This is a genomic window from Bacteroides sp. AM23-12 (assembly GCF_003434395.1).
Taxonomy (GTDB): domain Bacteria; phylum Bacteroidota; class Bacteroidia; order Bacteroidales; family Bacteroidaceae; genus Bacteroides; species Bacteroides thetaiotaomicron.
Genome location: NZ_QTLF01000004.1, coordinates 97,808 through 122,523, shown reverse-complemented (window position 1 = coordinate 122,523; position 24,716 = coordinate 97,808). Strand labels below are relative to the sequence as shown.

Here is a 24,716-nt window from a genome sequence, read left to right as displayed (position 1 = left end):
TTATTAACTTTGCGAAACTTTTTGAGAAACAATAAAAATTTAATTATATGAATATCTCTTATAACTGGCTGAAAGAGTATGTCAACTTTGATTTGACCCCCGATGAAACGGCTGCTGCGCTGACCTCAATCGGCTTGGAAACAGGTGGTGTAGAAGAAGTGCAAACCATTAAGGGTGGTTTGGAAGGACTCGTAATCGGTGAAGTGCTGACTTGCGAAGAACATCCGAATTCCGACCATTTGCATATCACTACCGTCAATCTGGGAGACGGCGAACCTGTACAGATTGTATGCGGTGCTCCGAATGTAGCTGCCGGACAGAAAGTAGTGGTTGCCACTTTGGGTACCAAACTTTATGACGGTGATGAATGCTTTACTATCAAGAAGTCAAAAATCCGTGGTGTAGAATCTACAGGGATGATTTGTGCAGAAGACGAAATCGGTATTGGTACTGATCATGCAGGAATCATCGTGTTGCCGGCTGAAGCTGTTCCGGGTACTCTCGCCAAAGACTATTATAATATCAAGAGTGACTACGTACTCGAAGTAGATATTACTCCTAACCGTGCAGACGCTTGCTCACACTATGGTGTGGCTCGCGACTTGTATGCTTACCTGATTCAGAATGGCAAGCAGGCTACTTTGCAACGTCCATCTGTAGATGGATTTAAGGTGGAAAATCATGATTTGGATATCGAAGTAGTGGTTGAAAACAGCGAAGCCTGTCCTCACTATGCCGGCGTTACGGTGAAAGGCGTTACTGTGAAGGAAAGCCCCGAATGGTTGCAGAATAAATTGCGCCTGATCGGTGTACGTCCTATTAATAATGTAGTGGATATTACTAATTATATCGTTCATGCTTTCGGTCAGCCATTGCATTGTTTCGATGCCGGAAAGATAAAAGGCAATGAAGTAATTGTCAAGACATTGCCGGAAGGCACTCCATTCGTCACATTGGATGAAGTGGAACGCAAGTTGAACGAACGCGATCTGATGATCTGCAACAAAGAAGAAGCGATGTGTATTGCCGGTGTATTCGGCGGACTGGATTCCGGTTCTACGGAAGCTACGACAGATGTATTTATCGAAAGCGCTTATTTCCATCCTACATGGGTGCGTAAGACTGCCCGTCGTCACGGTCTGAATACGGATGCTTCTTTCCGTTTCGAACGTGGCATCGATCCGAACGGAGTAATCTATTGTCTGAAACTGGCTGCTCTGATGGTGAAAGAACTGGCCGGTGGCACTATCTCATCCGAAATTAAGGATGTTTGCGTTGCAGCTCCACAAGACTTTATGGTAGAACTTTCTTATGAGAAAGTAAATTCGCTGATTGGTAAAGTGATTCCCGTGGAAACGATCAAGAGCATTGTTACCAGCCTGGAAATGAAAATCATGAATGAGACAGTTGACGGACTGACATTAGCCGTTCCTCCTTATCGTGTAGACGTACAGCGTGATTGCGATGTGATCGAAGATATTCTACGTATCTACGGATATAATAATGTAGAAATCCCGACTACGCTGAACTCCAGTCTGACAACCAAGGGTGAGCATGATAAATCAAACAAATTACAGAATCTGGTTGCAGAACAGTTGGTTGGCTGTGGCTTCAATGAAATACTGAATAATTCTCTGACTCGTGCCGCTTACTACGACGGTCTGGAGAACTATCCATCCAACCATCTGGTGATGCTGCTGAATCCACTGAGTGCCGATCTGAACTGTATGCGTCAGACATTGCTGTTCGGTGGACTGGAAAGCATCGCTCACAATGCAAACCGCAAGAATGCCGATTTGAAATTCTTCGAATTCGGTAATTGCTATTACTTCGATGCGGACAAGAAGAATCCAGAAAAAGTACTGGCTACCTATTCGGAAGACTATCACTTGGGTTTGTGGGTGACTGGAAAGAAAGTAGCCAACTCATGGGCACACCCGGATGAAAACAGTTCGGTATACGAATTGAAGGCTTATGTAGAGAATATATTGAAGCGCCTGGGACTGGATTTGCACAACCTGGTAGTTGGCAATCTGACTGACGATATTTTCGCTACCGCACTTTCTGTTCATACCAAGGGGGGGAAGCGTCTTGCCTCTTTCGGTGTTGTGACGAAGAAACTGCTGAAAGCATTCGATATAGATAATGAGGTGTATTATGCCGACTTGAACTGGAAAGAACTGATGAAGGCTATCCGTTCAGTGAAGATCAGCTACAAGGAAATTTCCAAATTCCCTGCTGTGAAGCGTGACTTGGCATTGTTGCTCGACAAGAACGTACAGTTTGCCGAAATCGAAAAAATCGCTTACGATACAGAAAAGAAACTGCTGAAAGAAGTGGAACTCTTCGATGTATACGAAGGTAAGAACATCGAAGCAGGTAAGAAATCGTATGCGGTCAGCTTCCTGCTTCAGGATGAAACTCAGACGCTGAACGATAAGATGATCGATAAGATCATGTCTAAACTGGTGAAGAATCTGGAAGATAAGCTGAATGCAAAATTGAGATAAATTTAAAATTCACAATTCAAAATTAATACAAACCAATGGGAAGAGCATTTGAATATAGAAAAGCCGCAAAGCTGAAAAGATGGGGCCACATGGCTAAAACATTTACAAGACTGGGTAAACAGATCGCTATTGCCGTGAAGGCGGGTGGTCCGGAACCGGAAAATAACCCGACACTGCGTTCGGTCATCGCTACTTGTAAGCGTGAGAATATGCCGAAGGACAATATCGAACGTGCGATTAAGAATGCAATGGGTAAGGACCAGAGCGACTACAAGAGCATGACTTACGAAGGATACGGTCCTCACGGAATTGCTGTCTTTGTAGATACGCTGACTGATAATACGACTCGTACGGTAGCCGATGTACGCTCTGTATTCAATAAATTTGGTGGTAACCTCGGAACAATGGGATCATTGGCTTTCCTTTTCGACCATAAATGTATGTTCACTTTCAAGATAAAGGACGGCATGGATATGGAAGAACTGATCCTTGATCTGATTGATTACGACGTAGAAGATGAGTACGAACAGGATGACGAAGAAGGAACAATCACTATCTACGGTGATCCTAAGAGCTATGCCGCTATTCAGAAACATCTTGAAGAGTGTGGCTTCGAGGATGTCGGCGGTGATTTTACTTATATCCCGAACGATCTGAAAGAGGTAACTCCGGAACAACGCGAAACTTTGGATAAGATGATAGAACGTCTTGAAGAATTTGATGACGTGCAGACTGTTTATACAAACATGAAGCCGGAAGAAGGCGGAAACGAGGAGTAAGCGGATTATGGAATATGTTTATAGAACCCAGGGTACTTGCAGCACAAACATCGAACTGAATGTAGAAGATGGAGTTGTGAAGGAAGTTGCCTTTTGGGGAGGATGTAACGGAAATCTTCAAGGACTTTCACGTCTGGTAAAGGGAATGAAGGTAGAAGAGGTTATCAAGAAACTTGAAGGAGTACGTTGCAGTGGCAGACCGACGTCCTGTCCCGATCAGTTGTGCCATGCACTGCATGAAATGGGATATTAACGGAAGTCTCCCTTTATAAAATATACACTGGCCTCCGGCAATTCATTTTGCCGGAGGTTTTTTATTGTGCCGTACCTTTCCCTATTTGTCGGTATTTTGAACCAAAATCGACCTTCGGTCGTTATTTATAAGTATATTTGTGCTGAATAAACTATTATGCAATGATGAAGAATATTTTTCAAGACTTAAAACGGAAAGATCATAAACGTTATCTGGGCGGACTGGATGTTTTTAAATATATTGGTCCCGGACTTTTGGTAACTGTCGGATTTATTGATCCGGGCAACTGGGCATCAAATTTTGCCGCAGGTTCCGAGTTCGGCTATTCACTTCTTTGGGTGGTCACCTTATCCACTATCATGTTGATTGTCCTCCAGCATAATGTTGCTCACTTGGGGATTGTTACGGGGCTTTGCCTTTCGGAAGCCGCTACGAAATATACTCCTAAATGGGTATCCCGTCCTATTTTGGGTACGGCGGTATTGGCGTCTATTTCTACTTCATTGGCTGAGATTCTGGGAGGAGCCATCGCATTGGAGATGCTGTTTGATATGCCTATTATGTGGGGGGCGGTGCTGACCACACTTTTTGTCTCCATCATGCTCTTTACCAACTCCTATAAAAAGATAGAACGTTCCATTATTGCTTTTGTCTCGGTGATCGGTCTTTCATTTATTTATGAATTGTTTCTGGTAGAAATAGACTGGCCGGCTGCGACGATGGGTTGGGTGACGCCTGCTTTCCCGAAGGGTAGTATGCTGATTATTATGAGTGTGCTGGGAGCGGTTGTGATGCCTCATAATCTGTTTCTGCATTCGGAAGTAATACAGAGTCACGAGTATAATAAGAAAGACGATGCGTCTATCAAGAAAGTATTGAAATACGAGTTGTTCGATACGCTTTTCTCGATGATCGTTGGCTGGGCAATTAACAGTGCTATGATTCTGCTGGCTGCTGCTACTTTCTTTAAAAGCGGCATTCAGGTGGAAGAATTGCAACAAGCCAAATCACTGCTTGAACCTTTGTTGGGAAGTAATGCGGCAATCGTATTCGCATTGGCTCTGTTGATGGCAGGTATTTCGTCCACTATAACAAGCGGAATGGCGGCAGGTTCTATCTTTGCAGGTATCTTTGGAGAGTCATATCATATTAAAGACAGTCACTCGCAGGTAGGAGTAATCCTTTCGTTGGGAATTGCGCTGTTGCTGATTTTCTTTATTGGCGATCCATTCAAGGGATTACTGATTTCGCAGATGATATTGAGTATTCAGTTGCCTTTCACGGTATTCCTGCAAGTAGGGTTGACTTCATCCCGAAAGGTAATGGGGAATTATGTCAATAGCCGTTGGAGTACTTTTGTATTATATGCTATTGCAGTCATTGTTTCGGCATTGAATATAATGCTGCTGTTTTCATAAAACGAACATAAATCTATAAACTATAAAATGATGAAGATTATTACTTATAATGTGAACGGGCTTCGTGCTGCCGTTTCTAAAGGTTTGCCGGAATGGCTGGTGCAGGAGAATCCGGATATTCTTTGTCTGCAAGAGACAAAACTACAGCCGGACCAATATCCGGCAGAAGTATTTGAAGCTTTGGGTTACAAGGCTTATCTCTATTCTGCACAAAAGAAGGGATACAGCGGTGTGGCGATCCTTACTAAGCAGGAACCCGATCATGTGGAATATGGTATGGGGATAGAAGCTTATGACAATGAAGGGCGTTTTATCCGTGCGGATTTTGGCGACTTGTCCGTAGTCAGTGTTTATCATCCTTCGGGAACGAGCGGAGACGAACGGCAGGCATTTAAAATGGTGTGGCTGGAAGACTTTCAGAAATATGTGACAGAGCTGCGCAAGACTCGTCCGAACCTTATCCTTTGCGGTGACTATAATATCTGTCATGAGCCGATTGATATTCATGATCCTGTCCGGAATGCCACGAACAGCGGCTTCCTGCCCGAAGAACGGGAATGGATGACTCGTTTCCTTTCTGCAGGATTTATTGATTCTTTCCGTCTGCTCTATCCGGAGAAACAGGAGTATACGTGGTGGAGCTATCGTTTTAATTCGCGTGCCAAGAATAAAGGCTGGCGGATTGACTATTGCATGACCAGTGAGCCGGTACGTCCGATGCTGAAAAGTGCCAGCATACTGAACGATGCCGTACATTCAGATCATTGTCCAATGGCTTTGGAAATAGAATAAAAATAGAAAATAGCATGGAAGATAGAATACAAAAAGCTGTAGAACTTTTTAAGAGCGGATATAACTGCTCGCAGTCTGTAGTAGCTGCATTTGCCGATATGTATGGTTTCACACAGGAGCAGGCAGTGCGTATGTCAGCCTCTTTTGGCGGAGGAATCGGGCGGATGCGTGAGACATGCGGGGCTGCTTGCGGACTGTTCCTGATAGCCGGACTGGAAACCGGAGCTACCGAAGCGACAGATCGTGAAGGAAAAGCTGCAAACTATGCGGTAGTGCAGGAATTGGCTGCCGAATTTAAAAAACGCAACGGGTCGTTGATTTGCGGAGAATTGTTGGGATTAAAGAAAAAAGAGCCGATTTCGACTGTTCCCGAAGAACGTAATACTCAATATTATAGCAAACGTCCGTGTGCTAAAATGGTGGAAGAAGCGGCAAGAATCTGGGTAGAATACCTCGAAAAACACCCTAAATAAGGGGATAAAATGCTTTTTTATTACAAAATCAGCAAAAAAAGATTCAATAAAGTGTTATATAACATAAAAATAACTATCTTTGTCCCCGAAATAAAATCTGAAAGCTTTCGGGCCGGATGATTTTTAAAGCATGTCTAACTATAATTTCAAAAGCAAATGTTGAAAGAAAAAGCAGGTGTAATCGCAGGTAATATCTGGAATGCACTGAATGAAACAGAAGGAATGACTGCCAAGCAACTGAAAAAAGCAACTAAATTGGTTGACAAAGATTTGTTCCTCGGCCTTGGCTGGTTATTGAGAGAAGATAAAGTTTCTGCTGAAGAAGTAGAAGGTGAACTCTTCATCAAATTGATCTAAGCGAGTAACTCACTTAAGCAATAAAAAAATGCGTTGGTACATGATTATAATGTTATCAACGCATTTTTTTATATTCCGCCATTTACGTATCTTTGCACACCAAAAAGACAAAATAATAAGAATTCAGAATGAAGAATATACGAAATTTCTGCATCATTGCCCACATTGACCACGGTAAATCAACCCTGGCAGACCGCTTGCTGGAGTTTACCAACACTATTCAGGTGACTAACGGGCAGATGCTTGATGATATGGATTTGGAGAAGGAGAGAGGTATCACCATCAAGAGCCACGCTATCCAGATGGAGTACAACTACAAAGGTGAAAAGTATATCCTTAACCTGATTGACACTCCGGGGCACGTGGATTTTTCGTATGAGGTATCCCGTTCCATTGCCGCTTGCGAAGGTGCGCTGCTTATCGTAGACGCATCGCAGGGAGTGCAGGCACAGACCATCTCCAATCTGTATATGGCTATCGAACATGATCTCGAAATTATCCCCATTATCAATAAATGTGATATGGCAAGTGCCATGCCCGAAGAGGTAGAGGACGAAATCGTAGAACTGTTGGGCTGCAAGCGTGATGAGATTATCCGTGCATCCGGTAAGACCGGAATGGGCGTGGAGGAAATCCTCGCAGCCGTTATCGAACGCATTCCGCATCCCGAAGGTGATGAGGAAGCTCCGTTGCAGGCATTGATTTTTGACTCTGTATTCAACTCCTTCCGTGGTATTATCGCTTACTTTAAGATCGAAAATGGAGTAATCCGCAAGGGAGATAAAGTGAAGTTCTTTAATACCGGAAAAGAGTATGATGCCGATGAAGTAGGTGTACTGAAAATGGAACTGGTTCCACGTAACGAACTTCGTACGGGCGATGTAGGTTACATTATATCGGGTATCAAGACCTCGAAAGAGGTGAAAGTGGGAGATACCATTACTCATGTTGCCCGTCCGTGTGATAAAGCGATTGCGGGTTTTGAAGAAGTGAAGCCAATGGTTTTTGCCGGAGTCTATCCGATTGAGGCGGAAGATTTTGAGGATCTGCGTGCTTCTTTGGAAAAATTGCAGTTGAATGACGCTTCGCTGACTTTCCAGCCGGAATCTTCATTGGCACTGGGCTTCGGTTTCCGTTGCGGTTTCCTCGGATTGCTTCACATGGAGATTGTACAGGAACGTCTGGATCGTGAATTCGACATGAATGTGATTACTACCGTGCCTAACGTATCTTATAATATATATGATAAACAAGGCAATATGAAAGAAGTGCATAACCCCGGTGGTATGCCTGATCCGACGTTGATCGACCATATTGAAGAACCTTATATCAAAGCGTCTATTATTACGACTACCGATTATATCGGCCCGATTATGACCCTCTGTCTGGGGAAACGTGGAGAACTCTTGAAACAAGAGTATATTTCCGGTAATCGTGTGGAAATATATTATAACATGCCTTTGGGTGAAATCGTGATCGACTTCTATGACCGATTGAAGAGTATTTCGAAAGGATATGCGTCGTTCGACTATCATCCCAATGGTTTCCGTCCTTCCAAGTTGGTGAAACTGGACATCATGTTGAATGGTGAACCGGTCGATGCGCTTTCTACGCTGATTCACTTCGATAACGCGTATGATATGGGACGCCGGATGTGTGAGAAACTGAAAGAATTAATCCCTCGCCAGCAGTTTGAAATCGCTATTCAGGCAGCTATCGGGGCTAAGATTATAGCTCGTGAAACTATTAAGGCAGTTCGCAAGGATGTAACTGCGAAGTGTTATGGTGGTGACGTAAGCCGTAAACGTAAACTGCTTGAAAAGCAGAAAAAGGGTAAAAAACGAATGAAACAAATCGGTAATGTGGAAGTGCCGCAGAAAGCCTTCCTCGCCGTACTGAAGCTGGATTAAAAAATGAACCGCAAGCGATTTTTCAGAGAGTTATTCTGAACAAATCGGCTTGCGGTTAGTTTTTTAATACACCAGGTGATTGTCTTCTGTCTGCAGAGCTTTCCTTGGCAATCACCTTTTTTGAAACAAACAACTATAAATATGAGAAAAGTTCTGTCTTTTTCGGGCTTCCTGATGTTGGGGCTCGTCATTTCACAATTCCTCCCGATGATAGCGGGAGAAGGATATGGAACTGTTAAGGTCCTGTCGAATATACTACTTTATGTATGTCTTAGTTTTATAATGATTAATGTGGGTCGGGAGTTTGTGCTCGACAAAGTCCGCTGGAAAAGTTATGCCGAGGATTATCTTATAGCGATGGCTACAGCTGCCCTGCCTTGGTTCATGATTGCTATCTATTATGTATTCGTGCTTCTTCCGCCTGATTACTGGAATAGTTGGGAGGCTTGGAAAGAGAATCTGTTACTAAGTCGTTTTGCCGCACCTACGTCGGCCGGCATCTTGTTTACGATGCTGGCGGCTATCGGGTTAAAGTCCAGCTGGATATATAAGAAGATTCAGGTCCTGGCTATTTTTGATGATCTGGATACCATTCTTTTGATGATCCCTCTTCAGATCATGATGATTGGTTTGCGTTGGCAGCTGATTATTGTGGTGGTTATTGTATTTATGCTGTTGTCCATTGGATGGAAACAACTGAATAAGTATAACTGGCGGCAGGATTGGAAAGCTATTCTCTTCTATTCCGTTATCATATTTCTGGCTACGCAGATACTTTATCTCGGCAGTAAAGAGCTGTATGGAGAAGAAGGAAGTATCCATATCGAAGTTCTGTTGCCGGCATTTGTATTGGGTATGATCATGAAGCATAAAGAGCACGATACTCCTGTAGAACGAAAAGTCTCTACTGGAATCTCCTTCCTGTTTATGTTCTTGGTAGGTATGAGTATGCCTCATTTTATCGGAGTTAACTTTGCGGAAACTCATACAGGAACGCATTCGGTGACAGGTTCGCAGGAGATGATGTCCTGGGGAATGATTTTGTTCCATGTTGTCATAGTCTCTTTCTTATCGAATATAGGCAAACTTTGTCCGATGTTCTTCTATCGTGACCGGAAGTTGAGTGAGCGACTGGCACTTTCCATTGGTATGTTTACCCGCGGTGAGGTAGGTGCCGGAATTATATTTATTGCATTGGGTTATAATCTCGGCGGTCCGGCACTGGTCATTTCCGTACTTACATTGGTGTTGAATCTTATTCTGACAGGAATATTTGTCCTTTGGGTGAAAAACTTGGCTTTAAGGAGCTATAATGATTAAAAAAATCCATATATTGCGGATCAAATACTATAAACACCTTTCATTATGACAATTTTGCGTACAATGCGAAATTTCTCGTCAATGAATATTGCGGCGAGTATCCTTTTGTTTGTAGCGGCAATAGCGGCTGCTATCATAGCCAATTCTCCGGTTGCTCCGGTTTATCAGGAGTTCCTTTTGCATGAACTTCATTTGCAGATCGGTAATTTTAATCTGCTTTCGCATGGCGGAGAGAATCTGCGGATGATCGAGTTCATCAATGACGGGTTGATGACCATCTTTTTCTTGCTGGTAGGATTGGAGATCAAACGGGAGTTGTTGGTTGGTGAGCTTTCTTCCTTCCGCAAGGCGGCGCTTCCCTTTATTGCTGCCTGTGGCGGTATGCTGTTTCCGGTGATTGTTTATATGTCAATCTGTCCTCCGGGCAGTGCGGGAAGTCAGGGATTGGCCATTCCAATGGCAACGGATATTGCTTTTTCGTTAGGGGTATTAAGTCTGTTGGGAAGCCGTGTGCCGTTGAGCCTGAAGATATTTCTGACGGCTTTTGCGGTAGTTGATGATATCGGAGGTATCCTTGTAATTGCTCTTTTTTATAGTTCGCATGTGTCGTATGGGTATATTCTGATAGCCGCATTGCTTTACGTTTTACTTTATTTTATAGGGAAGCGTGGGACTACCAATAAGATTTTCTTTTTAGTGATCGGTGTCGTTATATGGTATTTATTTTTGCAATCCGGTATTCATAGTACCATTTCGGGAGTTATTCTGGCGTTTGTTATTCCGGCGAAACCCCGTCTAGATGTCGGAAAATATATCGAGCATATTCGTCATACAATTGCAGGTTTCCCGGTGGTGGAATCGGGAAGTATCGTATTGACTAATGAGCAGATTGCCAAACTGAAAGAGGTCGAATCTGCTTCCGACCGTGTTATCAGTCCTCTGCAGTCTTTGGAGGATAATTTGCATGGAGCTGTCAATTATCTGATTCTTCCGTTGTTTGCCTTTGTCAATGCAGGCGTTGTCTTTAGTGGCGGCGGTGAGTTGGTGGGAAGTGTAGGGATGGCAGTGGCAGCAGGGTTGCTGTTTGGTAAATTTGCGGGAATTTATTTCTTTACCTGGTTGGCTATAAAGATAAAACTTACTCCAATGCCGCCGGGTATGACTTGGAAGAATCTTTCCGGTATAGCTCTGTTGGGAGGGATCGGTTTTACGGTGTCGCTTTTCATTGCCAATCTTTCTTTTGGTGCAAACTACCCTGTTCTGTTGAATCAGGCTAAGTTCGGAGTGCTATCGGGGACTATTCTTTCCGGATTATTAGGATACATTGTACTCAGGATAGTATTACCTGTCCGAAAGCGGAAATAATAACTAGAGATCAGTCGTGCAGGCATATCGGATATTCATCAGGCGATATGCCTTTTTTATTGTATATATAATATAAGGTGAAAATGATATCTACTAATAATATTAGTTAAACAACTGCTTTATTTAGTAGATTAACTAATAGTGTTAGTTGTTTGTTTGAAAAATAGTATTATATTTGTGCCATTGGAAGAACAATAAATATGTAGACTATGAAACAGATGAAACGATTGACCGTCAAAGAGGAAGAAATTATGCGTATATTTTGGGAACATGGACCTATGTTTGTTCGTGAACTTCTATCATTCTATGATGAACCAAAACCGCATTATAACACAGTTTCTACCCTTGTTCGAGGGCTGGAGGAGAAAGGTTTTGTGGGGTATAAAGCCTACGGAAATACTTATCAATATTATGCTCTTGTTTCGGAAAAGGAGTATAAGAGTTCGGCACTTAAAGAAGTGGTTTCCCAGTATTATAATAATTCCTATATCAATGTAGTGTCTTCTTTTATTGAAGAAGAAGGGATGTCTGTTGATGAACTAAAATCGCTGATAGAGTATATAGAGCAAAGTAAAAAGAAGAAGTAATCTCTCTCTGGTCTATCGGACAGATACGATTTTTATTCTATGGACAAACAACTTTTAATCTGAAAACACAATGGGAGCTTTTTTATTCTATCTGCTGAAATCCGGATGTTGCTTAGTGGTCTTTTATATTTTCTTTAAGCTGCTGATGAGCCGGAGTACTTTTTTCCGTTTCAACCGCATCACTTTGTTGGTTGGGTTGTTAGGATGTACTTTGCTTCCACTTATAGAGCTGACAACTACCGAGGAGACTTTTTTGCATAGTCCGTTGTATGCCATTCACGAGATATTGCAAAGTACGGAGTCTGTCATTCTAAATCCGGAACAGATGGAAGATCCTATTCTTATATCTGAAAAGAATCCGGAAATAAACTCTTTGAATTGGATTCCTGTGACTTTAGCTTTTATATATGGAGTGGGGGCTTTGGTGACACTGATCTGGTTGTCTTTGTCCACTTGTCGTTTGATTCAGTTGATTCGTACGTCAGAGAAAAAACAGTTTGGAAACTATGTATTAGTGATTCCTCAGCAGCCAACTGCTTCATTTAGCTGGGGTAAATATATTGTTATTTCAGCAGCTGACTACTCTCAACAGTCCGAAGAAATACTCCTCCACGAAACGATGCATTTACGAAATCATCATACTTTGGACTTATTGTTTATGCAGATATTCCTGCTTGTTTATTGGTTTAATCCTGTCGTTTGGCTACTAAAACGGGAGTTGCAGGAAGTACATGAATTTGAAGCCGATAATGGCGTAATTAATACAGGCATCGATGCAACTAAATATCAATTATTACTGGTGAAAAAAGCTGTTGGTACAAGGCTCTACTCTATGGCTAATGGCTTTAATCACTCTAAACTTAAAAAACGTATCACTATGATGTTAAAAGAAAGAACCAATCGTTGGGCACGATTAAAGCTGTTGCTTGCCGTGCCTGTGATGGCTGGAGCGCTTTATGTGTTTGCACAGCCGGAAGTGAAAGAAGTTCCGCGACAGATTCAGTCTGAACTTCAGCAGAAAGAAGCGGATGATTATTCATCTTTGATGTTTTTTTTCAAAGAAGGGGGAGAGAGATACAGCAAGCTGGTTAATGGAGCGTATCCACCCTCTAAGATTAAAGCAAGACAGGTTCACTCCCTTTTTGTTAATAAACAAAATAGGGTGATGTTCGATAATGATGTATGTTCAGTGGATGAGTTGAAGTCTACTATTGTGAAGAATTTGACGAAGTCCTGGGAAGAAAGTAAGAGGAAAGAATACCAAGTTATTTCTTTTCAGGTTGATCGCGGAAGTGAAATTGCTGCACTCACTACTATACTCAAAGAAGTAAAAGGAGCATTTGAGCAAATTCGTGCTGATTTGTCTATTACATTGACAGATAAAAGTGAAGAAGCGTTGGACCGATTGTTTCCCGTTCTACTGTCGGAAGGTGCTACGAGAAATTATGGATTGAAAGAGCTGTCAATGGAGGAGAAAATCAGTGGGATTGTGGTAACAATTCACACTTCGGAAGGGAAGGAAGTAATGAAAGATTATACTTTAACGGAATTGAAACAGAAAGTCACTGCTGCACGTGCAAAGCAAGCTGATCCGGAAAGTTTGGTTATTGGCCTCAAGATAGAGAAAGGGTGTAAGATGGGATACGTGACGGATACCAAGCAGGTGCTGAGGGAATGTAGTGCATTGAAGATTAATTATTCAACTGATAACTAATTAGTTTATAAATAGTGTCACTATATAGCCAGCATAGTGACACTATCCAATCAGCATAGTGACACCATCCAATCAACATGGTGACACTATCCCAACCGGATAGCGACACCATCTTAAAAGGTCTATAATTTTTGTTTTATTCATCATCCCCGTCATCCGCTATCGGCAGAATTCTCTGACTTTCCTCATGGGGCAATTGTTCTACTTGACGTAGTTTCCGTTCAATAGCGCGGGTTCTTTTTCCCATCACTTCTTCCAGTTGGTCACCGGCACTTTGCAGGTTCTTCTGTACCTTTTCGAGTAGGCCTCCGAATTTGCTGAATTCAGTTTTAACTGCTCCCAAAACTGTCCACACTTCTCCGGTACGCTTTTGAATAGCCAGCGTGCGGAATCCCATCTGAAGACTGTTCAATATAGCACCAAGGGTAGTTGGTCCCGTTACTACAATTTTATATTCTTTTTGTAGCGTCTCTACCAAGCTTGTTCTTCGGATCACCTCTGCATAGATGCTTTCAAAAGGCAGGAACATGATGGCAAAGTCTGTGGTGAAAGGCGGGTCTACATATTTATCGTGAATATCTTTCGCCATTTTCTTGATGGTTGTTTCCAGTTGCTTGCCGGATGATTCCATCAATGCAGTATCTCCTGCCTCGAAAGCGTCGTAGTATTGCTCATATACATCTTTCGGGAATTTTGCATCGATAGGCAGGTATACAGTGCTGTTCGCATCATCCTTACCCGGTAACTTAATGGCAAATTCCACAAATTCAGTTCCGCTTTTCTTGGTTTTCACATTGGCGTCATATTGTTCCGGACTCATCATCTGTTCCAGCAATGCTCCTAACTGAACTTCACCGAATGTACCGCGCATTTTTACGTTACTCAATACTTTTTTCAGTCCACCGACGTCTTGTGCGAGAGATTTCATTTCTCCCAGTCCCTTCTGTACATTTTCCAGTTGTGAGCGGACGATTTCAAAGGACTGTCCAATGCGTTCATTCAATGTCTTCTGCAATTTTTCTTCCACCATCAGTCGCATATCATCCAGCCGCTTTTCAGTCGATTTTATCAAGACCTCTTGCTGGCGTGCCATTGTGTCGAACTTTTGGCGTTGCAGTTCCCCGTTTGTCATCATGTTCTTATGCAGTACGTCTTGCAATTGTTGCATATTCTGATTCAGCGTTTGGGTCATTTCCATGCGAAGTTCCCGGATACTGCGGTTTAGTTCTTCGCGGTTCTCTTGCATTTGCTGGCGCAAGGCTGCCTGTAATTGTTCCGCTTGCGCATGATTATTTCCTTTTGCCAGTGATAGTACAATCGAGATTACTGCTAATGCGGCAATAACAATAAGTAGAATCAGTTCCATCAATAAGTCAGAATTTCGTTTCCGGTTTCAGTAATCAGAATCATATTCTCCCATTGGGCAGAAGGCAGTCCGTCATCCGTGCATACCGTCCATCCGTCAGCTTCGTCAACAAATACTTCATAAGTACCCATATTTATCATCGGTTCAATGGTAAAGGTCATGCCCGGAACGATCATCATTCCTGTTCCCCGGCGTCCGAAATGTTCCACATCCGGTGCTTCATGAAACTGCATTCCTACACCATGCCCGCAAAGATCGCGTACCACGTTGAATCCGTTCTTTTCTGCGTGTTCCTGAATAGCGGCGCCTACATCTCCTAATTGTTTCCAAGGCTGTGCGGCGGCTATACCTATTTCCATACACTCTTTAGTCACTTGAACCAGTTTGCGCATTTCGGGACTTACGTCACCGATCATAAACATACGGGATGCGTCGGAGAAATATCCTTTGTAAATGGTAGAAACATCTACATTGATGATATCTCCGCTTTGCAGTATTTCTGTTTTGCTGGGAATACCGTGGCATACCACATCATTGATACTGGTACAGACGCTTTTAGGAAATCCTTCGTAGTTAAGAGGAGCAGGGATGGCACCGTGCTTTGTAGTGAAGTCATATACCATGACATCGATTTCTTCAGTCGACATTCCTTCACGGATATTCTCCGAAATATAATCCAACAGGGCAGTATTGATTTTGGCACTCTCACGGATTCCTTCCAGTTGTTCGGGAGTACGCAGTACTTTGCGCGGTGGGAGTTTGTAACCTTGTTTTCTGTATTTCTGTATTTTCGCTTCTACTTCAGCCGGGTAATTGGAGGGAGTAAACCGGAATCCCTTGATAAAGTTCTTCATTATTATAGGATGTTTTTTTAATCGTACTACAAAGGTACGAGAATAAATGGAAGATGCTCTTTTCTGTATTCTAAAACTTTGTTATCTTTATAAATAACATACGTAATTTTTTACTTTGTGATATTGGTTTTCCTTTTATGTTTCTGAGCATATATCTAAAAAAAGAGGAACAAATATACTGGATTCTAAAATAAAATCTTTTACTTGCAACGTAAAAATAAAACGAATATGAGAATACACATACAAACAACTTCGAATTCTTCTGTAGTTCCTTTTGATTATCAACAAAAGCTAATAGGAACAATTCATAAATGGTTAGGGAATAATGAAATACATGATAAGATTTCTTTGTATTCTTTTTCTTGGTTATTGGGTGGGGAGATGATTAAAAATCAAGGCTTTAATTTTCCTGATGGTGCAGATTTCTTTGTTAGCTTTTATGAAGATGGGTATCTGAAGATATTGATTAGAACAATTTTATCTGATCCTGAAATGTTTTGTGGACTTGCGGTGCGGGATATTACAATAGTCAATCAACCGATTTTTTCGGAAGACGCACAGTATTTCAGACTAGCTTCTCCTATTTTTATTAAACGGCTTCAAGATGGAACTCGGAATTATAAGTTCTACCTATATGATGATGAAGTCAGTGGTATGCTAATGACGGAAACTTTGAAACATAAGATGGAAGAGGCAGGACTGCCTGAGGATGAAACATTAAAAATCGAATTTGATCTGAACTATCCCCAAAAGCAGGTAAAAATGGTGACTATACACGGTGTCAGGAGTAAAGCCAGTATGTGTCCTGTTATTATTCACGGAAGTCCGCAAAGTAAACTGTTTGCATGGACAGTAGGTCTTGGAAATTCAACAGGTTCTTCATTCGGTTCTTTGTTATAAAACTATCTGTTATGAAATACTATGTAGTTAAATTTACAGGTCCTTTTGGCTTTATCAAGCCTTGGACCGCAGTTAGGGATGCAAGTGGTGGTGAAACTTATTCTCAGCAATTTCTGACTCCTTCCATAGTAGAAGGGATCAGGCAGAAACTTGAAGTGAAAAGTATATTAAGGCATAGGTTAATCTATGCTGGTATCGATGTACAACAAGAAGTAGTTCAAGCTAAAGCTTGGAGTAAAAAGGGAAAACAATATATAAAAGAACGTTCTATTCTTAAGCGTGGCGTAATGCTTTACCCTAGTTTATATCTAGCTTTTGAGTACTCGGATGATGCTGAAAGAGCAGCACTACAACATATTTGTTTATGTAGAAATGAAGATGTGCTTTTACCGGATGCTTCAATTAAGGAGATGACTCAAGAGGAATTTGATCGGCTGGACGGATATGAACTTCGTTTTGAGACAAATTCAGATTCATTTCTTGTCGGATATAACCGATTCAAAGAAAATGAAGAAATGGTGGGGTATATTGAAATAGTCGGCAATCCTGTCCAAAAAGAAAGGTATGAACAATTATAATCATATTTTAGCCAAGAGTGTAGAAAACGGAGCTACTACTTTGGGATCACATTTGGAGTCTGTTGCTGATTTTGCAGTTGTAGCAGCCCGTTATGCCGGAATGGATACTGAGGTTGCTCTTCAGGGTGCATTGTTGCACGATATTGGTAAAGCTAGTGTTGTGTTTCAAAAGAGATTGAGAAGTAAACCGTCTCCATTAGAATTACCTTTCCGGCACGAAATAGCTTCCTTGTTTTTTTTGAAACTTGTGTCTCCTGATTTGCGACCTTCTGTGATAGATATGATCGTAGCCCATCACAAATCGATCTACAAAGATGTTTCGAGAACGGGAATGATAGATTTGGATAATGAATATGAGGAGGATATTCTTCAGTTTCATCTATCTGATTTTTCGTTATGGGTTTCGGAAGCTATCGGAATTCTAGCGGAATTAAAATTTCCGGGAGTTACTCATGAAACAGTGATTACTGAAGAAGATGCACGTGAAGCTTATTATTTTGCTTTGGATCATTGCAGGAAAAGACAAAAGGGATGGTCTCAATGGAAAGGCTTGCTGATGGGGGCTGATCATATAGCTTCCGCTGTCGGAGACTTTAAAGAGAATGTGCCGGCATTGTTTGCCGATCCTGATATCAGTTTTTATAATAGAAAGGGTGAGTTGTATCCGTTATCGCTTATTGATTCGGATGGAACTAAAAAGCATACTTTTGTGAAAGCACCTACAGGGGCAGGGAAAACAGATTTCCTTATCAAGCGTTGTCGGGGGCGTATCTTTTATACATTGCCTTTTCAGGCTTCTATCAATGCCATGTATGAACGTATCCTGCATGATTTGGGAGATCATGTGGAGGATATTCGTTTACTGCATTCTATATCACAACTTCTTATTGGTGAGGAACGTATTACAGAAAAAGTGCTACAGGATAAATTTGGTGCATCGATAAAAGTGCTGACTCCGCATCAACTTGCTTCCATTGCTTTTGGTATAAGGGGATATGAATCTGTTTTATTTGATTTGCAAGGGTGTGATATTATACTGGATGAGATTCATACTTATTCGGATATAATGCAGGCTATTGTTTTGAAGATGATTGAAGTGTTGAATCATGTAGGTTGCCGGATTCATGTAGGAACTGCCACAATACCTTCTGCTTTGGAGAAAGAAATTCTTGAGATTTTAGGAAAAGAGCAAGTGCAATATGTGCAATTATCAGATGAGGTATTGACTTTGTTCAATCGACACGAAATATATAAGGCAGAAGCATTTACTGATTTACTTCCTGTTCTTCAACAAGCTGTGGAACAGGAGAAGAAAATTTTAATAGTATGTAATCGGGTGGCTAATGCACAAGTCATTTTTGAACGAATAGAAGAACTCTATCCTAAAACAAAAAAGATGCTGATCCATAGCCGCTTCAAACGGGGCGATAGAAATCGTCTTGAAAAAGAATTGAAGAATGAATACAACGTGAGTCCGTATGCTTGTATTGTAGTTGCTACACAGGTCGTGGAAGTTAGTCTGGATATAAGTTTTGATTTGATGATAACAGAAACTGCTCCTATTGATGCATTAATTCAGCGTTTTGGAAGAATAAACAGGAAACGCACCGCTGAAACCATCGGAAAGTACAAACCGATTTACATAATAGCACTACCCCAAAAAGATTCTGACTGTTTGCCTTATAATCCTGAAGTATTAAGGGATAGCTTTAAGGTATTGCCGGATGGTGGTGAGCTTTTGAGAGAAACAGAACTGCAGTCATTAATAAATCAGGTATATCCTAAAACAGAGAAGCTTGACATAGACTTGGACGCTGTATTTGTAGATGGGAAATGGAGGTTGAAAGAGCTTTGGCATCTTTCGAAGTCTGCACTGATTGAAAAACTTGATATCGATTCTGTAGTATGTATTACACAGGAAGATGATGAGAGTGGTAAGTATAGAGAGGCTGATAAGGAAGAGCGAATTTTAATGGAAATTCCGGTCAGATATAGTTCTTTGAGATGGAAAAAATTGAAACAATTGGATGTTGGCTCTCATCCTTTTGTCGTTCCGGATATTGCATATTCTTCGGAAAGAGGATTGGATTTAGCTAAAACCGGAGCAGAAAATTATGATACTAATTATCAAATATGGTAGCTTATGTATGCAACAACTATAGGACGCACATTTTTAAAAGCTTATAATTGTAAGTTTAAAACAGAATATACAGCAAAGTCTTTTTTTGAAGACGTGTTTGTGCCGTTATTTTTTGATCATCATAAATATATGATGACTGCCGGTAATTCTCCACTGGAGAATCCCAAGTTAAGTTGGGATGATATGATTAAAGGGAAAAAGCCTTTTGAGACTCCGGAGCGTAGACAAGAGAGAATCAATAAAATGATTCATAAGATTGAAACAGAGAAGGCTGATGCAAGTATTGCTATCGGCTATGGAGTTGTTGATGCTACAGCTGCCACTACCGGACAAATTTCAAGCATCGCTTTTCCTGATAACAAAGAAGATATTTATCTTTCGTGGATTGGTGCCGGACTTGGAATTGGGGTTGTAGGTGGATTAACCATTCTCTTTAATCATGAGCAAATCCTATTGGATATATTTGAAGGTTGGCATTATTATCGACAATATTTGGAGAAAAATCCTTTATTGAAAGGGAACCAGATAAATACATGGAATGGACGCTGGATCTCACAACGTTATGACCGGGAATATGATTCGGATGATCCGTTGATGAATTTTAATCCTTTGGTGCCGATGAGCGATGGATTGTTCAATTTGCAGACGGTTCCCTGGGCGGAGGTAATTGCAGGGATTGCCCGGAATAATCGGACGTCAAATATGGTGGGATATCTGTATAGTATCGGACAGACAAACACTACCGTTGGTTTTATTCCTTTTAAACTTCAAGATATCATACGGCCCAGTCAATTGTATGCAAAGATATTTGGTGAATCTGTATGGATGCAAAACCGGAAGAAGGTAGAGGCATTATATGGAACTGCCATAGGGCTTAGGGCAGCGTGTCAAGCCGGATGTATCGGGATACCTGCTATGGAACCTAAAGGACTTAGAGCTTTTTTTCCGACAGAAAAAGGCATGAAAAAGATCTCATATAAAGGTGACGAGGAACAAAAAATAACGTTTAATACTTACTTAATTTGGATATTAGCCATGTTGAACAACGAAAAACTATGGGATATGTCCCGTGAATTTGCAGAACTGCTTTTAAAATATGAAGCAGGTGCCGGAAAGGGCAGAAAGGATAGAACAAATAATGTTAATCAATTGCTTGAATCTGTTTCGACAAAACAGTTTCTTTTGAATCTTATACCTATTGTAAAAGATGAAGAAGAAAGAACTGGATATGAAAATATGGGCAAAATGGTAAATATGATGCCAAAGGATAATTTTCCATATTTTAATACGCTCATTAGATTTCAATATGCATTACTGAATAAATAAAAATATTATTACTATGAAACCTTACATTTATTTGAGGGGATTGCGTCATGTAGACCTGTCCGTATTTTGTGTAGAGAGTGGTCAAAAATCATATTGGGATCCTGTATTCAATGTGCGGGTGCCTTTTTCTAGTGGTCAACAAGTGAAAAGGAGTATCTTAGATACTATAAACAGCGAATTGCAAGTAGATCCTTCTTCGGTAACTTTTGTTTTTGATGTGAACAATAAGGGAGCTTTAGGAGAAGGAGAAGTTCTTTCGCTTTGCGATCCTCAGTACTATGACCAACTTCTTGGAGGTTGGATGAGAGCTGCCAAGGGAGGGAAGGAGAGAACTCTTAAAAGAAGAAGCCCATTTTCTATTTCTGCAATGCGCCTGCTTCATCCTTTGTTAGGAGGACGATTTTCAGAGAATGCAACCTTTGATCGGAGTGACAAACCTGAAATTCATAAGGTTGTTGTAAGAGACGCATCAGGTAAACCTATGTCCGAAGAGGCAGTTGAAGAATTATTGGCAGGTACGGATAGAAGTTTATATCGTAAATGGATTCCTGATAACGCAAGAGCTACCGGATTGTTTGTTTATGACGTAGCCATTGATTTACGAACCTTGTTTGCTGTTTCTGTCAATCAAATGGAACCGGAATTGACAAAGGAGAAAATAGAAGAATTGAAAGGGAAAGGATGGATAAGTTCCCGAAATATATTTGGAGAGTGTTTAATTATGCCTAAAGAGAGTCGGGATAAAGCAATACCAGCTATAGCAAAGGCTTTAATCAATTGGCGGATTTCCAGTAATCAATCAAGGACGTTCAGTCTGATGGAAACATTAGCTATTGCAATTAGTGATAATGCGAATACTTTGGCTGGAGCTATACGTGCTAAATTAATTGATGATTCGGAAAAAACAAAAGCTAAGCCCATGGTGGATGAAACGGCCGGAGCAGAGTTGTTTGTAACCCTGCCGTGTTCCGGATATATGGTGACTGAAACAGAATCTGCAGATGCATTACAGAAAGCGGAAGAACGTTTGATAGAATTACTATCTGCTTTTGATTACGAAAATCAGAAATAATACTCTTTATATTTTTAGGCAGAGCATTTTACTCTGCCTGATTTTCAAAATATAGGTAGAAGATGAAAGTAACTGGTACTCATTTTAATTATTATCAAGTTTGTAAACGTAAACTTTGGTTGTTTGCTAATGGTATAACAATGGAACATACTTCAGATTTAGTCTATGAGGGGAAACTGATTCATGAGGAATCATATCCACAGCGTTCGGCCAAGTATGAAGAAGTTGAGATAGATGGCATTAAAGTTGATTATTATGATACCGGAAATAAGATAATTCATGAGATCAAAAAGTCAGACAAGATAGAACGGGCTCATGAATGGCAGTTGAAATATTATATATACATATTTGAGCAGAATGGAATGAAAGGAGTAACCGGAATATTAGAATATCCGGTTTTACGCAAAAAAGATCTGATATATCTTAGTGATATTGACCGTGAAATGATTTGCGAAATGGAACATGATATTTTGCAGATAATAGAATCGGATTCTTGTCCATCGTTGGAAAAGAAGAGGGTATGTAAAAATTGTAGTTACTTAGATTTTTGTTATAGTGGAGAGGAAGAAGAATGAAGAAAACATATTATTTATTTAATCCGGGACAATTAGAACGAAAAGATAATACTCTGAAATTTACTCCGGTCGTTGAAGATGGTAATGGCGAAGAGTCTGTCGGGGCACCGCGATACTTACCTGTCGAGGATATTAATGAGTTTTATGTTTTCGGTTCTTTGCGAGCTAATAGTTCGCTATTTAATTTTTTAGGACAGAAAGATATTGCTGTACATTTTTTCGATTATTATGAGAATTATACTGGATCCTTTATGCCTAAAGATTCCTTGTTGAGTGGCAGAATGCTTTTAGCACAAACATCTGCTTTTCAGAATAAGAAAAAACGACTTTTGATTGCTCAGAAATTTATAGAATCTGCCGCTTATAATATGATTAAGAATCTGCAGTATTATAATCGCCGGGGGAAGGACGTGGAAGATATAATTGATATAATAAAAGGATATGCAGCAAAACTTCCTCAAACTGTTTCTGTACAAGAGCTGATGGGGACGGAAGGCATGATTCGTCAGACCTATTATGATGCTTTTAACTTGATATTAAATGATTTTGAAATGGGTAGCCGAACCAAACAGCCTCCTCAGAATGAAGTAAATGCACTGATATCTTTTGGAAATATGATGTGCTATACTTTATGTTTGCGTGCAATTCATCAGACTCAGTTGAATCCGACTATTAGTTTTTTGCATACTCCGGGTGAGCGACGTTATTCCTTGGCATTGGATATTGCAGAGGTTTTTAAACCTGTAATTATTGATAGGGTTATTTTTAAAGTATTGAATAAGAAAGAAATTCAGGAAAAACATTTTGATAGAAAGTTGAATAAATGCTTGCTTAATCAATCTGGGAAAAAGATATTTGTGAAGGCTGTAGAAGATAAATTATTAGAAACAATAAAGCATCGGACTTTGAATCGTAATGTAAGTTATAGACATTTGATAAAATTGGAGTGTTATAAGTTGGCAAAACACTTACTGGAAATTGAAGAGTATAAACCTTTTAAGATGTATTGGTAGAGTATGTATGTCATTTTAGTATATGATTGCGGAGAGAGAAGAGTAGCTAAAATGTTGAAACTGTGTCGTAAATATTTAAACTGGATACAGAATTCTGTTTTTGAAGGTGAAATATCTGAAGTACGCTTAAAAGAACTCTTATCTTCAGCTAAAAAGTTTATAGATGAATCTGAAGATAGTATCATTGTTTTCAAAGGACCTAATCATAGCTCTTTGGAAAAAGAAATAGTAGGGAAAGAACGGTGTAGTATAGATAATTTTCTGTAACTTAGTTGTCGATGATTCTAATACTAGCTTCCTTCCCAGGGAAGATACTTTTTAAGAGCTCTTTGACTTGTTGATTTACAGCAATATAAGTGTAGTGTCGATCTCCAGTACTTTTTATACTTTTGGGGATCGACACTGTTTTGTTCTTTTAAAAAAACTTTTTTAGAATTGTAACTTACTCATTTATAATGGTGATTGTTGGATTGATGAGAGAGTATTAATTGGACCTTGCGGAATTGAAACTAAGGATTCTTTTCATCTTTTATATAAGCAATGATGTATTAATTGGACCTTGCGGAATTGAAACAGGAATCTGTATGCTCATTACGCAGCAGTCCAAGAAGTATTAATTGGACCTTGCGGAATTGAAACTAATCTACTTTTCCTCTAACTCCTCGTATATCCGGTATTAATTGGACCTTGCGGAATTGAAACTCGTAAAGGTTATAGATGTTTCTTTCATGATTATGTATTAATTGGACCTTGCGGAATTGAAACTTGTTAAACTTAGCATATCCATTCTGACCTAATGGTATTAATTGGACCTTGCGGAATTGAAACATGTATTCATTAACGTATTCGTTGGATGTCGGGGTATTAATTGGACCTTGCGGAATTGAAACACAAGAAATGCTACGTATACCAGGATGGCGCATGGGTATTAATTGGACCTTGCGGAATTGAAACACAATCGAACACCCTTCGATGAAGCATACCAACAAGGTATTAATTGGACCTTGCGGAATTGAAACAATTAACATTACGTTTTTTCTCATCCGCAAGCGAAGTATTAATTGGACCTTGCGGAATTGAAACACTAAATTTAATTACATCTTTGCAGACGTAAGCCTGTATTAATTGGACCTTGCGGAATTGAAACGCCGTTGGACTGGCAGATACGGTAATCGTGTATTGTATTAATTGGACCTTGCGGAATTGAAACACAGTTGGAACTATACTTCTCCCCCATCTCATTAAGGTATTAATTGGACCTTGCGGAATTGAAACGTCTCTGGGTGGATGCTACTTCGCTGGACGAAAACAGTATTAATTGGACCTTGCGGAATTGAAACGCGTTTTCAGTTCCTTCGCATCCTTTACATCGTAGTATTAATTGGACCTTGCAGAATTGAAACAATGGATGGAT

At 40.5% G+C, this 24,716-nt stretch carries 22 protein-coding genes and 1 CRISPR repeat array (1 of these 23 cut by a window edge); of the genes, 20 read left to right on the top strand and 2 right to left on the bottom strand.

Annotated elements, in window-relative coordinates; translation table 11 throughout:
- Positions 1–47 precede the first annotated feature (47 nt).
- The 12 genes from pheT to DW640_RS05730 all read left to right on the top strand — a co-directional run bounded on the left by pheT (position 48) and on the right by DW640_RS05730 (position 13,478).
- On the top strand, positions 48–2,510 hold the full coding sequence (pheT, locus tag DW640_RS05790) for a phenylalanine--tRNA ligase subunit beta (RefSeq protein ID WP_048692290.1): 2,463 nt from the start codon (positions 48–50) through the stop codon (positions 2,508–2,510).
- A 35-nt stretch (positions 2,511–2,545) separates the two neighbouring features.
- Positions 2,546–3,289 (top strand): YebC/PmpR family DNA-binding transcriptional regulator, encoded by a 744-nt coding sequence (locus tag DW640_RS05785; RefSeq protein ID WP_008761252.1) that lies wholly within the window; start codon positions 2,546–2,548, stop codon positions 3,287–3,289.
- Positions 3,290–3,296: 7 nt separating this feature from the next.
- Complete coding sequence (locus DW640_RS05780) at positions 3,297–3,542, top strand: TIGR03905 family TSCPD domain-containing protein (protein WP_008761253.1); 246 nt, start codon at positions 3,297–3,299, stop codon at positions 3,540–3,542.
- Between the two features lie 164 nt (positions 3,543–3,706).
- The gene (locus DW640_RS05770; RefSeq protein WP_054958806.1) at positions 3,707–4,960 is read left to right on the top strand and encodes an Nramp family divalent metal transporter; all 1,254 of its coding nucleotides are present in this window, start codon (positions 3,707–3,709) and stop codon (positions 4,958–4,960) included.
- A gap of 30 nt (positions 4,961–4,990) precedes the next feature.
- Positions 4,991–5,752, top strand: a complete 762-nt coding sequence (locus DW640_RS05765) for an exodeoxyribonuclease III (protein ID WP_016267370.1) — start codon at positions 4,991–4,993, stop codon at positions 5,750–5,752.
- Between the two features lie 14 nt (positions 5,753–5,766).
- Complete coding sequence (locus tag DW640_RS05760) at positions 5,767–6,225, top strand: C-GCAxxG-C-C family protein (protein ID WP_008765511.1); 459 nt, start codon at positions 5,767–5,769, stop codon at positions 6,223–6,225.
- Positions 6,226–6,381: 156 nt separating this feature from the next.
- Positions 6,382–6,582: a winged helix-turn-helix domain-containing protein gene (locus tag DW640_RS05755; RefSeq protein WP_008761257.1), complete on the top strand. Its 201-nt coding sequence runs from the start codon at positions 6,382–6,384 to the stop codon at positions 6,580–6,582.
- Between the two features lie 128 nt (positions 6,583–6,710).
- On the top strand, positions 6,711–8,492 hold the full coding sequence (gene lepA, locus DW640_RS05750) for a translation elongation factor 4 (RefSeq protein ID WP_008765513.1): 1,782 nt from the start codon (positions 6,711–6,713) through the stop codon (positions 8,490–8,492).
- Between the two features lie 141 nt (positions 8,493–8,633).
- Positions 8,634–9,812, top strand: coding sequence for a hypothetical protein (locus DW640_RS05745; protein WP_048692293.1), 1,179 nt, complete (start codon positions 8,634–8,636; stop codon positions 9,810–9,812).
- A gap of 45 nt (positions 9,813–9,857) precedes the next feature.
- Positions 9,858–11,177 (top strand): Na+/H+ antiporter NhaA, encoded by a 1,320-nt coding sequence (gene nhaA, locus DW640_RS05740; protein WP_011107366.1) that lies wholly within the window; start codon positions 9,858–9,860, stop codon positions 11,175–11,177.
- Between the two features lie 218 nt (positions 11,178–11,395).
- Positions 11,396–11,764 (top strand): BlaI/MecI/CopY family transcriptional regulator, encoded by a 369-nt coding sequence (locus DW640_RS05735; protein ID WP_032813773.1) that lies wholly within the window; start codon positions 11,396–11,398, stop codon positions 11,762–11,764.
- 70 nt (positions 11,765–11,834) lie between these two features.
- Entirely contained in the window at positions 11,835–13,478 is a 1,644-nt protein-coding gene (locus tag DW640_RS05730) for a M56 family metallopeptidase (RefSeq protein ID WP_117577563.1), read from the top strand.
- A 136-nt stretch (positions 13,479–13,614) separates the two neighbouring features.
- On the opposite strand, the gene DW640_RS05725 is transcribed toward DW640_RS05730, so the two are convergent.
- Both DW640_RS05725 and map read right to left on the bottom strand, forming a co-directional pair.
- The gene (locus DW640_RS05725) at positions 13,615–14,844 is read right to left on the bottom strand and encodes a DNA recombination protein RmuC (protein WP_008765517.1); all 1,230 of its coding nucleotides are present in this window, start codon (positions 14,842–14,844) and stop codon (positions 13,615–13,617) included.
- Positions 14,844–15,698: a type I methionyl aminopeptidase gene (gene map / locus DW640_RS05720; protein ID WP_008761263.1), complete on the bottom strand. Its 855-nt coding sequence runs from the start codon at positions 15,696–15,698 to the stop codon at positions 14,844–14,846. The genes DW640_RS05725 and map overlap by 1 nt, the downstream gene beginning before the upstream one ends.
- Positions 15,699–15,926: 228 nt before the next feature.
- Here map and cas6 point away from each other — a divergent pair, with 228 nt between their 5' ends.
- The 8 genes from cas6 (at position 15,927) to cas2 (ending at position 23,569) form a co-directional block, all read left to right on the top strand.
- Positions 15,927–16,598, top strand: a complete 672-nt coding sequence (gene cas6 / locus DW640_RS05715) for a CRISPR-associated endoribonuclease Cas6 (protein WP_055298169.1) — start codon at positions 15,927–15,929, stop codon at positions 16,596–16,598.
- Between the two features lie 11 nt (positions 16,599–16,609).
- Complete coding sequence (locus tag DW640_RS05710) at positions 16,610–17,176, top strand: hypothetical protein (protein ID WP_055269381.1); 567 nt, start codon at positions 16,610–16,612, stop codon at positions 17,174–17,176.
- Complete coding sequence (gene cas3 / locus DW640_RS05705; RefSeq protein WP_117577561.1) at positions 17,163–19,316, top strand: CRISPR-associated helicase Cas3'; 2,154 nt, start codon at positions 17,163–17,165, stop codon at positions 19,314–19,316. Before DW640_RS05710 ends, cas3 begins: the two co-directional genes overlap by 14 nt.
- A 3-nt stretch (positions 19,317–19,319) precedes the next feature.
- Positions 19,320–20,642, top strand: a complete 1,323-nt coding sequence (locus DW640_RS05700; RefSeq protein WP_074855468.1) for a hypothetical protein — start codon at positions 19,320–19,322, stop codon at positions 20,640–20,642.
- Positions 20,643–20,655: 13 nt separating this feature from the next.
- Entirely contained in the window at positions 20,656–21,714 is a 1,059-nt protein-coding gene (locus tag DW640_RS05695) for a hypothetical protein (RefSeq protein ID WP_055298174.1), read from the top strand.
- A 62-nt stretch (positions 21,715–21,776) separates the two neighbouring features.
- A complete protein-coding gene (gene cas4 / locus DW640_RS05690; RefSeq protein WP_074855473.1) occupies positions 21,777–22,289 on the top strand; it encodes a CRISPR-associated protein Cas4 in 513 nt (170 codons plus the stop codon).
- Positions 22,286–23,302, top strand: coding sequence for a type I-B CRISPR-associated endonuclease Cas1b (cas1b, locus tag DW640_RS05685; RefSeq protein ID WP_055218203.1), 1,017 nt, complete (start codon positions 22,286–22,288; stop codon positions 23,300–23,302). The genes cas4 and cas1b overlap by 4 nt, the downstream gene beginning before the upstream one ends.
- Before the next feature lie 3 nt (positions 23,303–23,305).
- A complete protein-coding gene (gene cas2 / locus DW640_RS05680; RefSeq protein WP_055218201.1) occupies positions 23,306–23,569 on the top strand; it encodes a CRISPR-associated endonuclease Cas2 in 264 nt (87 codons plus the stop codon).
- A gap of 214 nt (positions 23,570–23,783) precedes the next feature.
- A CRISPR array of direct repeats spans positions 23,784–24,716; the repeat unit is 29 nt; unit sequence GTATTAATTGGACCTTGCGGAATTGAAAC; it runs 245 nt beyond the window's last position.

Bases quoted from the DNA above. Each gene is read 5' to 3' on its own strand.
- DW640_RS05745 (WP_048692293.1), top strand. From the start codon at position 8,634: ATGAGAAAAGTTCTGTCTTTTTCGGGCTTCCTGATGTTGGGGCTCGTC.
- lepA (WP_008765513.1), top strand. From the start codon at position 6,711: ATGAAGAATATACGAAATTTCTGCATCATTGCCCACATTGACCACGGT.
- cas3 (WP_117577561.1), top strand. From the start codon at position 17,163: ATGAACAATTATAATCATATTTTAGCCAAGAGTGTAGAAAACGGAGCT.
- DW640_RS05710 (WP_055269381.1), top strand. From the start codon at position 16,610: ATGAAATACTATGTAGTTAAATTTACAGGTCCTTTTGGCTTTATCAAG.
- DW640_RS05780 (WP_008761253.1), top strand. From the start codon at position 3,297: ATGGAATATGTTTATAGAACCCAGGGTACTTGCAGCACAAACATCGAA.
- DW640_RS05730 (WP_117577563.1), top strand. From the start codon at position 11,835: ATGGGAGCTTTTTTATTCTATCTGCTGAAATCCGGATGTTGCTTAGTG.
- DW640_RS05760 (WP_008765511.1), top strand. From the start codon at position 5,767: ATGGAAGATAGAATACAAAAAGCTGTAGAACTTTTTAAGAGCGGATAT.
- DW640_RS05765 (WP_016267370.1), top strand. From the start codon at position 4,991: ATGAAGATTATTACTTATAATGTGAACGGGCTTCGTGCTGCCGTTTCT.
- DW640_RS05785 (WP_008761252.1), top strand. From the start codon at position 2,546: ATGGGAAGAGCATTTGAATATAGAAAAGCCGCAAAGCTGAAAAGATGG.
- DW640_RS05735 (WP_032813773.1), top strand. From the start codon at position 11,396: ATGAAACGATTGACCGTCAAAGAGGAAGAAATTATGCGTATATTTTGG.
- cas6 (WP_055298169.1), top strand. From the start codon at position 15,927: ATGAGAATACACATACAAACAACTTCGAATTCTTCTGTAGTTCCTTTT.
- DW640_RS05770 (WP_054958806.1), top strand. From the start codon at position 3,707: ATGAAGAATATTTTTCAAGACTTAAAACGGAAAGATCATAAACGTTAT.
- map (WP_008761263.1), bottom strand. From the start codon at position 15,698: ATGAAGAACTTTATCAAGGGATTCCGGTTTACTCCCTCCAATTACCCG.
- DW640_RS05695 (WP_055298174.1), top strand. From the start codon at position 20,656: ATGAAACCTTACATTTATTTGAGGGGATTGCGTCATGTAGACCTGTCC.
- nhaA (WP_011107366.1), top strand. From the start codon at position 9,858: ATGACAATTTTGCGTACAATGCGAAATTTCTCGTCAATGAATATTGCG.
- cas1b (WP_055218203.1), top strand. From the start codon at position 22,286: ATGAAGAAAACATATTATTTATTTAATCCGGGACAATTAGAACGAAAA.
- cas4 (WP_074855473.1), top strand. From the start codon at position 21,777: ATGAAAGTAACTGGTACTCATTTTAATTATTATCAAGTTTGTAAACGT.
- DW640_RS05700 (WP_074855468.1), top strand. From the start codon at position 19,320: ATGTATGCAACAACTATAGGACGCACATTTTTAAAAGCTTATAATTGT.
- cas2 (WP_055218201.1), top strand. From the start codon at position 23,306: ATGTATGTCATTTTAGTATATGATTGCGGAGAGAGAAGAGTAGCTAAA.
- DW640_RS05755 (WP_008761257.1), top strand. From the start codon at position 6,382: ATGTTGAAAGAAAAAGCAGGTGTAATCGCAGGTAATATCTGGAATGCA.
- pheT (WP_048692290.1), top strand. From the start codon at position 48: ATGAATATCTCTTATAACTGGCTGAAAGAGTATGTCAACTTTGATTTG.
- DW640_RS05725 (WP_008765517.1), bottom strand. From the start codon at position 14,844: ATGGAACTGATTCTACTTATTGTTATTGCCGCATTAGCAGTAATCTCG.